The organism is Pseudomonas boreofloridensis, from assembly GCF_030580795.1.
GTDB lineage: Bacteria > Pseudomonadota > Gammaproteobacteria > Pseudomonadales > Pseudomonadaceae > Aquipseudomonas > Aquipseudomonas boreofloridensis.
On sequence record NZ_JAUQOQ010000031.1, the window covers coordinates 1 to 13525 of the forward strand.

Consider the following 13525-nt stretch of genomic DNA (forward strand, 5'->3'; position numbering starts at 1 on the left):
TCCGCTTCGCGGCCCTTTCGCGGCACAAGGCCGCTCCCACAAAGTCCGCGCAAACCCTGAAACATGGGGCTGTACGGACCCTGTGGGAGCGGCCTTGCGCCGCGATGGGCTGCGCAGCAGCCCTAATTCCAGCAATACAGATATTAAGTGAACAGCATTACCCCGAGGGGCGGCTCTTCGTCGCGTGGAACGCGCTTACAGCTGCGGACCGGCCGCCTTGATGGCGTCGGAGACGTCGAACTTCTTGAAGTTCTCGGTGAACAGCTTGGCCAGGCCTTTGGCGGCCTCGTCGTAGGCGGCCGGGTCAGCCCAGGTGTTGCGTGGGTTGAGCAGTTCGGTGTCGACGCCCGGGACGGCCTTCGGCACGTCCAGGTTGATGATGTCCAGGTGCTCGGTTTCGGCACCGATCAGCGCGCCGCTCTGGATCGCAGCGATCACGGCACGGGTAGTCGGGATGCTGAAACGCTTGCCAACGCCATAGCCACCGCCAGTCCAACCGGTGTTGACCAGGTAGACCTTGGAGCCGAAGCCTTTGATACGCTTGATCAGCAGCTCGGCGTACTCACCCGCCGGACGCGGGAAGAACGGCGCGCCGAAGCAGGTGGAGAAGGTCGACTTGATGCCGCTGCCCGAGCCCATTTCGGTGGAACCGACCAGGGCGGTGTAGCCGGACAGGAAGTGATAGGCCGCCTGCTCGTTGTTCAGGATCGACACAGGCGGCAGCACGCCGGTCAGGTCGCAGGTCAGGAAGATGACGGCATTCGGCTCGCCGCCCAGGTTCTTTTCGGAACGCTTGGCGACGTGCTCCAGTGGGTAGGCGGCACGGCTGTTCTGGGTCAGGCTGACGTTGGCGTAGTCGGCATGGCCGGCCTCGTCGATGACCACGTTTTCCAGCACTGCGCCGTGCTTGATGGCTTTCCAGATGACCGGCTCGTTCTTCTCGGACAAGTCGATGCACTTGGCGTAGCAGCCGCCTTCGATATTGAAAACGACGCCCTCGCCCCAGCCGTGCTCGTCGTCACCGATCAGGTAACGGCTTTCGTCGGCCGACAGGGTGGTCTTGCCGGTGCCGGACAGGCCGAAGAACAGGGTCACGTCGCCTGCCTCGCCAATGTTGGCGGCGCAGTGCATAGGCAGTACGTCAGCAGCCGGCAGCAGGAAGTTCTGCACCGAGAACATGGCCTTCTTCATTTCGCCGGCGTAGCGCATGCCGGCGATCAGCACCTTCTTCTGGGCGAAGTTGAGGATGACGCAGCCATCGGAGTTGGTGCCGTCACGCTCGGGCACGCACTCGAAATTGGCGACGTTCAGCACCTGCCACTGGTCGCGACCGGCCGGGTTGAACTGGCCGTCTTCCGGGGTGATGAACAGGCAGCGGCCGAACAGGTTCTGCCAGGCGGTCTGGGTGGTCATCTTGACCGGCAGGTAGTGCTCTTGGGCAGCACCGACGTGCACGTGGGAAACGAAGTGTTCCTGAGCGTTGTTGAACGCCTCGACGCGGTCCCACAGGGCATCGAACTTGTCGGCCGGGAACTTGCGGTTGATCGGGCCCCAGGCAATGGCGGCAGAGGTGCTCGGCTCATCGACGATGAAGCGGTCAGCGGGCGAACGACCGGTGCGGTGACCGGTTTCCACGACCAGTGCGCCAGTATCGGCCAGCACGCCTTCCTTGCGAGACAGCGCTTGTTTCACCAGCTCGTCGACGCTCAGGTCGGTGTACACGGTGTTGTTGGCTTGCGTCATGAGATACCCCATCCGGCCCGAGGCCGAGTGCTCCAAACGTTTTGTAGTGGTCTGTTTCAAACTACTACAGCGAAAAAAGTGGCCGGATTATGCCAGAAACGCCCAAAAAAAGTAGGCCCCTCCTGTCGTATCTGCGCTTTTGCGCAGTTAGACAGGAGAATCTCCTGTGATGAAGCGTTTCAGTGGAGAGTTTCTGATGCCCCGTCCGTGCCACCGCCAGCGAACAATTGCGCTACATCGGTTGCATCGAAGAGATAGCGCTCGTTGCAGAACTGGCAATCGATTTCCACCGTGCCGCCACATTCCTCGACCAGCGCCTTGGCATCGGCCTCGCCGAGGCTGACCAAGGCATTGCCGGAGCGCTCTCGGGAGCAACTGCAACTGAAGCGCAGTGGCTCGACATCGAACAGGCGCACAGCGTCCTCGTGATAGAGGCGGTGCAGCAGGGTTTCGTTGTCCAGCGCCCACTCCTCGGCCTTGAGGGTACTGGCCAGGGCCACTACATGCTGCCAACTCTCGTCGCGCTCTTCGTCATCGGGCTGGCGATCGCGCGGCAACTGCTGCAACAACAGGCCACGGGCCTTGCCGGCGGAGGCATCGAGCCAGAAGCGGGTGTTCAACTGCTGGGACTGCACGAAGTAGTTGGTGAAGCACTCGGACAGGTTCGCGCCATCCAGGTCGACGGTGCCCTGGTAGCGCTGGCCTTTGATCGGGTCGATGGTCAGCGTGAGATGACCGTCGGGCATCAGCTCGGCGAGGCCGGCCTCGCTGGCGATCTGGTCGGCCTCGTAGCGGGCCATGCCGCGGATGTCGCGCTCGCCCGAGCACTCGACCATGAGCAGCGGGATGGGCCCTTGCGAGCGCGCCTGGAGAATCAGCAAGCCGTCGAACTTGAGTGCACCGACCAGGAGCGAGGTGGCGGCCATCAGTTCACCCAGCAGCGTGGCGACCGGCTGCGGATAGGGATGGCGCGCCAGCACTTCGCCGTAGCTGTGGTCGAGGGAGACCCATTCGCCACGTACGTCGCGGTCTTCGAAAAGGAAGCGTTGGGTGAAATCGGTGTCAGGTAAATCGCTCATGGTTTCCCGGCTATCTGAATATTCTGAAAAGGATGACAAAATGATTGCAAGAGCCTACAAAGGCCCGTCGAAAGCGCCCACAAGGCGCTGAACTCAAGCTGGCGATCGAGGTATTTTATGGATAATCGGCCACTGTTCCAACCAAGGTGGTCCTGGGGACCGCTGGCATTCTGCACCCTGCTGCCTATTGCACTACTGTGTTTCTGGTTGTGGCCGTTTGGCCAGATCCTGTTTCTGACTTTCGACGAGTGGCTGTTCCGCAGCCTCAACACGCCATTGGCCGACAACGCCGTGTGGCGCTGGATCTGGACCGTGGGCAGCCTGCGGCCCTTCGATATCGTCGTCGGCCTGATCCTGCTCGCCTTGCTGATCAAGGGCGACTGGGTGTTCAAGGCCGTTCAGGTTCGCCAGGCATTCTTCGGCTTTTTCGTCAGCCTGCTGCTGTTAGTGGTGGTGCGCGCGCTGTTTTCCAAGTGGGTCGATGCATCCGGTTGGCAGCATGACAGCCCGTCGATCGTGTTCGACGACGCCGTGCGCCTGAGCCAGTACTACCCGCACCTGGAAGAGCACTGGGAACTGAAAGACCGGTCGAGCAAGAGCTTCCCAGGCGATCACGCCTCGGTGTTGCTGCTCTGGGCACTGTTCATGAGCCTGTTCAGCCGACGCCTGGTCCAAGCCCTGGCGATCTGGGCCCTGGCCACGCTGTTCATGCTGCCACGGCTGGTGGCCGGCGCGCACTGGGGCCAGGACGACTACGTCGGCGGGCTGGGCATGGCCGTGCTGGCACTGGGCTGGACCGTGCACACGCCGCTGGCGGCCAAGGCCAGCGCGGCGCTGGTGCGCTGGACCGCGCCGCTGTTCCGACTGCTGGGCAAGCTGCCGCTGATTGGACGCATGAGCGTGATTCGCGGCGCCTGAACCGCGTGTTGTCGGTCAACCGCGCCGAGCCAACGGCGCGGCTGACCGCACGGTCGAAATCGCCTAGTCGAAACTGCCCTGCAACTGATGAATCTGCCGGCGCTGTTTCTTGTTCGGCCGTCCATCGGTGGTCATCCCCACCGCGCCTGCCTTGCGCAGCTCGGCCGCCTGCTGACGACGCTGCAGGCTCTCGGCGGTTTCCTCGTAGAGGGTCTGCGCCTCAGGCGCGCCGCGCCGTACCAGCGACAACGCCTTGACCACCACGGTCTTTTCATCGAATCCGGTGCGCAGCACGAATTCATCCCCCACCCGAGGTTCCTTGCCCGGCTTGCAACGCTCGCCGCGACAGTGCACCTTGCCACTTTCGATGGCCGCCTTGGCCAGCGCGCGGGTCTTGTAGAAGCGCGCCGCCCACAACCACTTGTCCAGGCGTACCTTGTCGTCTTCTTCCGACTTTTGTGCCATCTCTGTACCTCGAATTCTGTCTTTAACCGAACTGTACTACCGTAGCTGTCGGATGCAAAAAGTCCGTGTGATGCTTACAGTTCACCACCTCGTTCGCAGGCTGTGCTAATTGAAAACATTTGATCATCTGACAGTGATTGGCCTGCGCGAATGGATCGCCTTGCCCAACCTCGGCCTGGCAGGCCTGCGCGCCAAGATCGACACCGGCGCCAGTACCTCGAGCCTGCATGCCACCGACATCGAGCCGTTCGAACGCGATGGCCAACCCTGGGTGCGCTTCACCGCACACCTGGGCTCGGTGGTGCAACTGCGCCATCGCCGCTGCGAGGCGCCGTTGGTGACCATGAAGACCATCAAGAGCTCCAACGGCCACGCCCAGACCCGCTATGTGATCCGCACGCCGCTGGCATTGGGCGATCGGGTATGGGAGGTGGAGTTCACCCTAGCCTGTCGCAAGAGCATGCGCTACCGACTGTTGCTGGGATCGAAGGCGCTGGTACACGGTCAACTGGTAGTGAACCCGGGCCTCAAGTACGTCCAGGACAAACCGGCCTTCGTGGCCACCCTCCCCCCTGTCACAGGTGCTGCATGAAGATCGCCGTGCTTTCGCGTAATCCGCGTCTGTATTCCACCCGCCGGCTGGTCGAAGCCGGCATCCAGCGCGGTCACGAGATGGTCGTGATCGACACCTTGCGCGCCTACATGAACATCGCCAGCCACAAGCCGCAGATCCACTACCGTGGCAAGCCGCTGGAGGGCTTCGATGCGGTAATCCCGCGCATCGGTGCCTCGGTCACGTTCTACGGCTGCGCCGTGTTGCGCCAGTTCGAGATGATGGGGGTCTATCCGCTCAACGAGTCGGTGGCCATCGCCCGCTCGCGGGACAAGCTGCGCTCACTGCAGTTGCTGTCACGGCGCGGCATCGGCCTGCCGGTCACCGGCTTTGCCCACTCGCCTGACGACATTCCCGACCTGATCCAGATGGTCAACGGCGCCCCGCTGGTGATCAAGGTGCTCGAAGGCACACAGGGCATCGGCGTGGTGCTGTGCGAGACCACCAAGGCTGCCGAGTCGGTGATCGAGGCGTTCATGGGTCTCAAGCAGAACATCATGGTCCAGGAGTACATCAAGGAAGCCGGCGGCGCCGACATTCGCTGCTTCGTGGTGGGCGACAAGGTGATCGCCTCGATGAAGCGTCAGGCCAAGCCAGGGGAGTTCCGCTCCAACCTGCACCGAGGCGGCGTGGCCAGCCTGATCAAGATCACCCCCGAAGAGCGCATGACCGCCATACGCGCGGCCAAGGTCATGGGCCTGAGCGTGGCGGGTGTGGATATCCTGCGTTCCAACCACGGACCGCTGGTGATGGAGGTGAACTCGTCACCGGGTCTGGAAGGCATCGAGGTCACCACCAGCAAGGATGTGGCCGGGATGATCATCGAGCATCTGGAGAAACATGGCGGGCCGAATCAGACCCGCACCAAGGGCAAGGGCTGATCCACAGGGTTCGCGGCGCAGGCCGCGAACCCGGCTCACACCGCGTTGCGCGGCAACAACAGACCCAGCGGCAGGCGCACGCGGGCCTCGATACCCCCGCCGGAGCGGTTGCGCAACTCCACATTGCCGCCATGCTGCGCCGCAATACGCTTGACGATCGCCAGCCCCAGGCCTGTCCCCTTGCCACCGCGTGCGCGATCGCCACGGATGAACGGGTTGAAGATGGTTTCCAGCTCGGACTCCTCGATACCGGCGCCGCGGTCCAGCACACTGAGTACCACATAGGGCGCGCTCTGGTCGCCCGACACGTAGGCCGCCACTTCCACACCCTGCCCGGCGTGGTGCAGGGCATTGCCGATCAGGTTGCCGAGCATGCGCTTGAGCGAGACGCGCCGCAGCGGGAACGGCGGGATCGGCTCCAGGCACAGCCGCACCCGCTCCTCAGGCTGGTTGTAGGGTGCGACCACTTCGCGGATCAAGTGCTCCAGGTCGACTTCCTCGACCGGCTCGTCGCGGCCGTCGCGGATGAACGCCAGGAACTGGTCGAGGATGGCGTCCATGTCTTCGATGTCGCGCACCATGTCCTCGCTCAACTCGCTCTCGTTGCCCATCAGCGACAGCGACAGGCGCAACCGGGTCAGCGGCGTGCGCAGGTCATGGGAGACCCCGGCCAGCATCAGCTCGCGCTCGCGCCCGGCCTGCTCGACATCCTCGGCCATCTGATTGAAGGCACGGTACACCTCGGTCATCTCGCTGGGTGTATCGCTGATGGGCAGGCGCACGCTGCGGCCCTGGCCCAACTGGCGGGCGGCGAACACCAGGCGCTTGAGCGGCTGGTTGAGCTGGCGCACGAAGATCCAGGCCGACGCCGTGGACAGCAGGCCGATCGCCAGGAACCAGCCGAGCACGTTCCAGATTTTCTGGCCCCGCAGCGGATGCGGGTACAGCGGCACCTTCAGCCAGCCCGGGCCCAGGCTCGGCGCGTTGACCCACAGTGCGGGCGGGGCATGCACACGCAGGCGCACTTCGGTGTCCTCGCCCAGCTCGGCCTGCATCTGCCGCTGGTAGATCTCGCTGTAAGGCCAATGCTGTTCGCCTTCGGGCACGCCCGCGCCGGTGACCCGGATCAGCCCGGCCGCTTCGGCGATCTGGTCGCGGTTTTCCTCGTCTGCTGCCCAGTAGGCGCGCAGGGTGAGGGCCACGCCGTGGCTGTACTGGCGATCGACCAGCACGTCCTCGTTCATCAATAGATAAACCAGGGTCAGGGCCTTGGAGAACAGCACGACGATCAGCACCAGCCACAAGGTGCGGGCGAAGAAGCTTTGCGGAAACCAGAGGGGCGTTTTCATCAGGAGCACTGCTGCGAAGCTGGAACAGGAAGGCCGGCGACCACAGACGAAAACAGGGCGACCCTTGCGGGCCGCCCTGCCGCGTCATGGCAGAGGCTCATTTGCCGGCATTTCCATCCGGCACGAAGACGTAGCCCACACCCCATACCGTCTGGATGTAACGGGGTTTGGACGGGTCGGGCTCGATCATCCGGCGCAGGCGCGAGATCTGCACGTCGATGGAGCGCTCCAGCGCGTCCCACTCGCGGCCACGGGCCAGGTTCATCAGCTTGTCGCGGGTCAGCGGCTCGCGGGCGTGCATGACCAGCGCCTTGAGCACGGCGAACTCGCCGGTGGTCAGCATGTGCACTTCGTCGCCACGGGTGAGCTCGCGCGTGGCCAGCGACAAGGAGTAGTCGCCGAAGGTCACGACCTCGTCCTCGCTGCCCGGCGCCCCGGGCACGCTCGGCGCCTGACGGCGCAGCACCGCCTTGACCCGCGCCACCAGCTCGTCAGGGTTGAAGGGCTTGGCCAGGTAGTCGTCGGCGCCCAGTTCCAGGCCTTTGATGCGGCTGAGCTCATCGCCCTTGGCGGTGAGCATGATGATCGGAATCTGGTTGTTCGCCGCGCGCAGGCGGCGGCAGGCGGAGAGGCCGTCCTCGCCAGGGAGCATGAGGTCGAGCACCACCAGGTTGAAGACTTCACGGGCCAGCAGGCGGTCCATCTGCTCGACGTTGGGCACGGCACGGGCGCGGAAGCCCTTGCTGGTGAAGAAACGCTCCAGCAGGCTGCTCAGCCCCGGATCGTCGTCCACGATGAGAATCTTTTCGCCTTCAGCATTGTTTGCGGTGCTGGTCATCAATAACTCCTCTGAGATCGCCGCGCATTATGGCGTAGCCATTGCAACGCGTGCCGTGTGCATTGTTAGCAGATTTTTCCCCCGGCGCCACTTCCCCGCCACGCGCATGGCCCAGCGCTATCACCGCAAGCCGGACGCGATCGGTATAATGCGCCGCTTTCATCCAGCGCCGTCGGGCTCCAAGTGCCGCCGCGGCCTCATGCATTCACATTTGTCAGGTGGTTCTCATGGACAGCATCAACAGCCGTATCGCCGAGGAACTGGGCGTACGCCCACAACAGGTGGAAGCGGCCGTAGGCCTGTTGGACGAAGGCTCGACCGTGCCCTTCATCGCCCGTTACCGCAAGGAAGTGACCGGCAGCCTGGACGACACGCAACTGCGCCACCTGGAAGAGCGTCTGCGTTACCTGCGCGAACTCGACGAGCGCCGCGCCAGCATCCTTTCCAGCATCCAGGAACAGGGCAAGCTCACTCCCGAACTGGCCCGCGAGATCGCCCTGGCCGACACCAAGACCCGCCTCGAAGACCTGTACCTGCCGTACAAGCAGAAGCGCCGCACCAAGGGCCAGATCGCCCTGGAAGCCGGCCTCGGCGAGCTGGCCGACAGCCTGTTCGACGACCCGCAACTGAATCCGGAAGAACACGCAGCACGCTTCGTCGATGCCGACAAGGGCGTGGCCGACGTCAAGGCCGCGCTGGAAGGTGCCAAGTACATCCTCATGGAGCGCTTCGCCGAAGATGCCGCCCTGCTCGACAAGCTGCGTGGTTTCCTCAAGCACGAAGCGGTGCTCACCGCACGCGTGGTGCCGGGCAAGGAAGAAGAAGGCGCCAAGTTCCGCGACTACTTCGCCCATGACGAACTGCTGCGCAACGCCCCGTCGCACCGCGCCCTGGCAATCTTCCGTGGCCGCAACGAGGGCGTGCTGAGCGCCTCGCTGAAGGTCGGCGAGGAACTGCCGGGCACCCTGCACCCTTGCGAGGTGATGATCGGCCAGCACGTGGGTGTCGAGAACCGCGGTCGTCCGGCCGACAAATGGCTCGGCGAGGTGGTGCGCTGGACCTGGAAGGTCAAGCTCTACACCCACCTGGAGACCGACCTGTTCGGCGAGTTGCGCGACAACGCCGAGGGCGAGGCGATCAACGTCTTCGCCCACAACCTGCACGACCTGCTGCTGGCCGCCCCGGCCGGGCCGCGCGCCACCCTGGGCTTCGACCCGGGCCTGCGCACCGGCTGCAAGATCGCCGTGGTCGATGCCACCGGCAAGCTGCTGGACTACACCACCGTGTACCCGCACGCCCCGAAGAACGAGTGGGACCGCACCCTGTCGATCATGGCCGCGCTGTGCGCCAAGCACTCGGTGGAGCTGATCGCCATCGGCAACGGCACCGCCAGCCGCGAGAGCGACAAGCTGGTGGCCGAGCTGGTCAAGAAATACCCGGCGCTGAAGATCACCAAGGTCATGGTGTCCGAAGCCGGCGCCTCGGTGTATTCGGCCTCCGAGCTGGCCGCCCGTGAATTCCCTGACCTGGACGTGTCGATCCGTGGCGCCGTGTCGATCGCCCGCCGCCTGCAAGACCCGCTGGCCGAGCTGGTGAAGATCGATCCTAAATCCATCGGCGTCGGCCAGTACCAGCACGATGTGTCGCAGGTGAAATTGGCGCGCGGCCTGGACGCGGTGGTCGAGGACTGCGTGAACGCCGTCGGCGTGGACGTCAATACCGCCTCGGTGGCGCTGCTCACGCGCATCTCCGGCCTCAACGCCACCCTGGCGCAGAACATCGTCGCGCACCGCGATGCCAACGGCCCGTTCGCCACCCGCGCGGCATTGAAGAAAGTCAGCCGCCTCGGCGAGAAGACCTTCGAACAGGCCGCCGGCTTCCTGCGCGTGATGAACGGCGACAACCCGCTGGACGCCTCGGCGGTGCACCCGGAAGCTTATCCACTGGTGCAGCGCATCGCCGCCGGCACCGACCGCGACATCCGCTCGCTGATCGGCGACAGCAGCTTCCTCAAGCGCCTGGACCCGAAGACCTTCACCGACGAGACCTTCGGCCTGCCCACCGTCACCGACATTCTCCAGGAGCTCGACAAGCCCGGCCGCGACCCGCGCCCGGAGTTCAAGACCGCCACCTTCCAGGACGGCGTCGAAGACCTCAAGGACCTGGAGCCGGGCATGATCCTCGAAGGCGTGGTGACCAACGTCACCAACTTCGGCGCGTTCGTCGACATCGGCGTGCACCAGGACGGCCTGGTGCACATCTCGGCGCTGTCGGAGAAGTTCGTCAAAGACCCGCGCGAGGCGGTCAAGGCGGGCGATGTGGTCAAGGTCAAGGTGATGGAAGTGGATATCCCGCGCAAACGCGTCGGCCTGTCCATGCGCATGGGCGATACCCCGGGCGAGAAAGTCGAAGGCCAGCGTGGCGGCGCACGCGGCAAGGGCGACAAGAGCGGCAACCGCCCGCAGCAGGCCCCGCGCCCGCGTGAAACCGTCAGCGCAGCGCCAGCGAACAATGCCATGGCGGCGCTGTTCGCCAATGCCAAGCAGTTGAAGAAGAAATGATGGAAGTGCCTCGGGAATACGTCGAGAGCGCCTTCAGCCAACTGCTGGGCTGCCGTCTGCAGCACCTGGAAACGGGTGTGGCGACGGTGGCCCTGGCGCTGACGCCACCGCTGCGCAACCGCGGCCAGAAGCTGCACGGCGGGGCGATCTTCAGCCTGGTCGACATCGCCATGGGCCTGGCCTGCTCGGCCAGTCATGGCTTCGACCAGCAGAGCGTAACCATCGAGTGCAAGATCAACTACCTGCGCGCCGTCAGCGACGGCGAGGTGCTGTGCACGGCCAGGGTGATCCATGCCGGGCGCCGCACCCTGGTGGTCGACGCCGACGTAACCCAGGGCGACAAGCGAGTGGCCAAGGCGCAGGGAACCTTCGCGGTTCTCTAGCTCACCAAAGGTTAACTGCGGTATGTTGCTGGCATCGAGCTATTGGGGTCGCTTGCCAGCCCTTCGCGCCTAAGGCGCGCAGGGCCCACGCAAAGCCCCGGTTGCATCACCGGAACCGCGTAAACCAGGCGACAACGCCAGTTCCTTTGTACCTACCCTTGTAGACCGTCATCCCTACCCCCATATCGGGGCGACCGACGCGTGAAGGAATACACCTTGAGCGACCTCCTCAATCGCCGCCTGAGCTTGCTCGGCAACCACCTCCCGCTGCTCAAGCAGTGCCTGCACGGCATCGAGCGCGAGTGCCTGCGGGTGACCGCCGAAGGCCGTCTGGCCCAGACCCCGCATCCCGAAGCCCTGGGTTCGGCGCTGACCAACGAGCAGATCACCACCGATTATTCCGAGTCGCTGCTGGAGTTCATCACTCCGGCGCTGGCCGACCCGGCCGAGGTGCTCGACAACCTTGAGCAGGTCCACCGTTTCGTCTACACCCAACTGGGCGACGAGTACCTGTGGAGCCCGTCGATGCCCTGCGCGCTGCCGGCCGAGGAAGACATTCCGATCGCCGAGTACGGCACCTCCAACATCGGCAAGCTCAAGCACGTGTACCGCAAGGGCCTGGCCCTGCGCTACGGCCGCACCATGCAGTGCATCGCCGGCATTCACTACAATTTCTCGCTGCCCGAAGCGCTCTGGCCCCTGCTGCGCCAGGACGAGGCCAGCGCCGAAAGCGACCGCGACTACCAATCGGCCGCCTACATCGCCCTGATCCGCAACTTCCGGCGCTACAGCTGGCTGCTGATGTACCTGTTCGGCGCTTCGCCGGCCCTGGACAAAGGCTTCCTGCGTGGCCGTGCGCACCAGCTCGAAGAGCTGGACGGCGAGACCCTGTACCTGCCTTACGCCACCAGCCTGCGCATGAGCGACCTGGGTTATCAGAGCAATGCCCAGGCCGGCCTGACGCCGTGCTACAACAACCTGGCCAGCTACACCGACAGCCTGCGCAAGGCCGTCGGCACGCCCTACCCGCCCTATGTCGAGGTCGGCACCCATGTCGACGGCGAATGGGTACAGTTGAATACCAACATCCTGCAGATCGAAAACGAGTACTACTCGAACATCCGCCCCAAGCGTGTCACCTACACCGGCGAGCGGCCGATCCAGGCCCTGACCGCGCGTGGCGTGCAGTACGTGGAAGTGCGCTGCCTGGACATCAACCCGTTCCTGCCGGTGGGCATCGACCTCACCGAAGCGCGCTTTCTCGACGCTTTCCTGCTGTTCTGCGCCCTCGACGAGAGCCCGCAACTGGAGAACGGCGAATGCAACCAGTGCTCCGGCAACTTCCTCAGCGTGGTCAAGGAAGGTCGCCGACCGGGCCTGGAGCTGCAGCGTGACGGCCAGCCGATCACGCTCAAGGCGTGGGCCAGCGAGCTGCTCGGCCGCATCGGGCAACTGGCCGAACTGCTCGACCGCGCCCACGGCAGCGACGAGCACGCCACAGCCCTGGCCGAGCAGCAGGCCAAGGTCGACGACCCGGAGCTCACCCCGTCCGCCCAAGTGCTGGCGCGCATGACCGAGCACGACGAGACCTTCGTCAAGTTCGCCCTGCGCCAGAGCCAATTGCACGCCGACAACTTCCGCCAGCAGCCGCTGCCAGCCGAACGCCAGCAGGCGTTCGAAACCCTGGCGCGCGATTCGCTGGCCGAGCAGTCGCGCCTGGAGCAGCAGGAAGTGGGTGACTTCGACCTGTTCGTCGGCGCCTACCAGGCCAGCATCCTGGCCATCAGCAACTGATGAGCCGCGCCGCCGTCGCCCGCAAACCGCGCGCCAGCAGTCAGGCGAGGATCGCCACGATCCTCGCCGCGGCGCGCGAACTGCTGACCGACGGCGGCGTCGGCGCCCTCTCGATCTACAGCGTGGCCGAGCGGGCGCAGATCCCGCCCTCGTCGGTGTATCACTTCTTCGCCAGCGTGCCTGCGTTGCTCGAAGCCCTGACCGCCGATGTGCACCGAGCCTTTCGCGAGGCCCTGAACGCCCCCATCGACAGCCGAGGGTTCACCACCTGGCATGAACTGTCCCGCTTGATCGAGCAGCGCATGCTCGCCATCTATCACGAGGACGCCGCCGCGCGGCAGTTGATCCTGGCGCAGCATGGACTGAGCGAAGTGGTGCAGGCCGACCGGCAGCACGACATGGAGCTGGGCAAGCTGATGCACAAGGTGTTCGACCAGCATTTCCACCTGCCGGTGATGCCGACGGATGTCGATGTGTTCGCCTTGGCGATGGAGTTGAGTGATCGGGTGTACGCGCGCTCGGTGCAGTTGCACGAAGCGATCACCCCGCGCATGGCCGAGGAAGCCCAGCGGGTGTTCGAGGCGTATCTGGGGCTTTACCTGCCCCCGTTTCTGGCCAAGCGTATCTTCTGAGTACTGGGGCCGCATCGCGGCCCCTGATACCCGCATCACAGCTTGGCGATGGACACCTCGGTCGATTTCACGAAGGCGATCACCTCGCTGCCGACCTGCAGTTCCAACTCCTTGACCGAACGCGTGGTGATCACCGAAGTGACGATACCGGAGGCGGTCTGCACGTCGATTTCCGACAAGACCGGACCTTCGAGGATTTCTTTCACGGTGCCCTTGAACTGGTTGCGTACGTTGATCGCTTTGATGGTCATGGGATGCTTCCTTCTCTT

13 protein-coding genes are annotated in these 13525 nt (G+C 64.4%); 7 read left to right on the forward strand and 6 right to left on the reverse strand.

Annotated features, from left to right (window positions below):
• Nucleotides 1-195: 195 nt before the first annotated feature.
• Together Q6A47_RS22230 and hslO are read right to left on the reverse strand one after the other, a co-directional pair.
• Nucleotides 196-1743, reverse strand: a complete 1548-nt coding sequence (locus Q6A47_RS22230; protein ID WP_304485409.1) for a phosphoenolpyruvate carboxykinase — start codon at nucleotides 1741-1743, stop codon at nucleotides 196-198.
• Between the two features lie 179 nt (nucleotides 1744-1922).
• Complete coding sequence (gene hslO / locus Q6A47_RS22235; protein WP_304485410.1) at nucleotides 1923-2822, reverse strand: Hsp33 family molecular chaperone HslO; 900 nt, start codon at nucleotides 2820-2822, stop codon at nucleotides 1923-1925.
• Between the two features lie 117 nt (nucleotides 2823-2939).
• On the opposite strand from hslO, the gene Q6A47_RS22240 reads away from it, so the two are divergent.
• Complete coding sequence (locus tag Q6A47_RS22240) at nucleotides 2940-3740, forward strand: phosphatase PAP2 family protein (RefSeq protein WP_039581407.1); 801 nt, start codon at nucleotides 2940-2942, stop codon at nucleotides 3738-3740.
• A gap of 63 nt (nucleotides 3741-3803) precedes the next feature.
• On the opposite strand, the gene Q6A47_RS22245 is transcribed toward Q6A47_RS22240, so the two are convergent.
• A complete protein-coding gene (locus tag Q6A47_RS22245; RefSeq protein ID WP_029612859.1) occupies nucleotides 3804-4205 on the reverse strand; it encodes an RNA-binding S4 domain-containing protein in 402 nt (133 codons plus the stop codon).
• A gap of 109 nt (nucleotides 4206-4314) precedes the next feature.
• On the opposite strand from Q6A47_RS22245, the gene rimB reads away from it, so the two are divergent.
• Together rimB and rimK are read left to right on the forward strand one after the other, a co-directional pair.
• Nucleotides 4315-4797 carry a retropepsin-like aspartic endopeptidase RimB gene (gene rimB / locus Q6A47_RS22250; RefSeq protein ID WP_039581408.1) on the forward strand — a complete coding sequence of 161 codons (483 nt, stop codon included), beginning with the start codon at nucleotides 4315-4317 and terminating at the stop codon, nucleotides 4795-4797.
• Entirely contained in the window at nucleotides 4794-5699 is a 906-nt protein-coding gene (gene rimK, locus Q6A47_RS22255) for a 30S ribosomal protein S6--L-glutamate ligase (protein WP_029612860.1), read from the forward strand. The genes rimB and rimK overlap by 4 nt, the downstream gene beginning before the upstream one ends.
• A gap of 35 nt (nucleotides 5700-5734) precedes the next feature.
• On the opposite strand, the gene Q6A47_RS22260 is transcribed toward rimK, so the two are convergent.
• Together Q6A47_RS22260 and ompR are read right to left on the reverse strand one after the other, a co-directional pair.
• Nucleotides 5735-7048, reverse strand: coding sequence for an ATP-binding protein (locus tag Q6A47_RS22260; RefSeq protein WP_029612861.1), 1314 nt, complete (start codon nucleotides 7046-7048; stop codon nucleotides 5735-5737).
• 97 nt (nucleotides 7049-7145) lie between these two features.
• A complete protein-coding gene (gene ompR, locus Q6A47_RS22265) occupies nucleotides 7146-7886 on the reverse strand; it encodes an osmolarity response regulator transcription factor OmpR (protein ID WP_304485411.1) in 741 nt (246 codons plus the stop codon).
• 227 nt (nucleotides 7887-8113) lie between these two features.
• Between ompR and Q6A47_RS22270 the strand changes: the two genes are divergently transcribed.
• The 4 genes from Q6A47_RS22270 to Q6A47_RS22285 all read left to right on the forward strand — a co-directional run bounded on the left by Q6A47_RS22270 (nucleotide 8114) and on the right by Q6A47_RS22285 (nucleotide 13256).
• Nucleotides 8114-10447, forward strand: coding sequence for a Tex family protein (locus Q6A47_RS22270; RefSeq protein ID WP_116889686.1), 2334 nt, complete (start codon nucleotides 8114-8116; stop codon nucleotides 10445-10447).
• Nucleotides 10447-10830, forward strand: a complete 384-nt coding sequence (locus Q6A47_RS22275; RefSeq protein WP_029612862.1) for a PaaI family thioesterase — start codon at nucleotides 10447-10449, stop codon at nucleotides 10828-10830. The genes Q6A47_RS22270 and Q6A47_RS22275 overlap by 1 nt, the downstream gene beginning before the upstream one ends.
• Before the next feature lie 216 nt (nucleotides 10831-11046).
• Complete coding sequence (gshA, locus tag Q6A47_RS22280) at nucleotides 11047-12624, forward strand: glutamate--cysteine ligase (RefSeq protein WP_369811591.1); 1578 nt, start codon at nucleotides 11047-11049, stop codon at nucleotides 12622-12624.
• A complete protein-coding gene (locus tag Q6A47_RS22285) occupies nucleotides 12624-13256 on the forward strand; it encodes a TetR/AcrR family transcriptional regulator (RefSeq protein WP_304485412.1) in 633 nt (210 codons plus the stop codon). The genes gshA and Q6A47_RS22285 overlap by 1 nt, the downstream gene beginning before the upstream one ends.
• Nucleotides 13257-13291: 35 nt before the next feature.
• Here the strand turns inward: Q6A47_RS22285 and Q6A47_RS22290 are convergent, their stop codons facing one another.
• Entirely contained in the window at nucleotides 13292-13507 is a 216-nt protein-coding gene (locus tag Q6A47_RS22290) for a TOBE domain-containing protein (RefSeq protein ID WP_008095172.1), read from the reverse strand.
• Nucleotides 13508-13525: the final 18 nt, after the last annotated feature.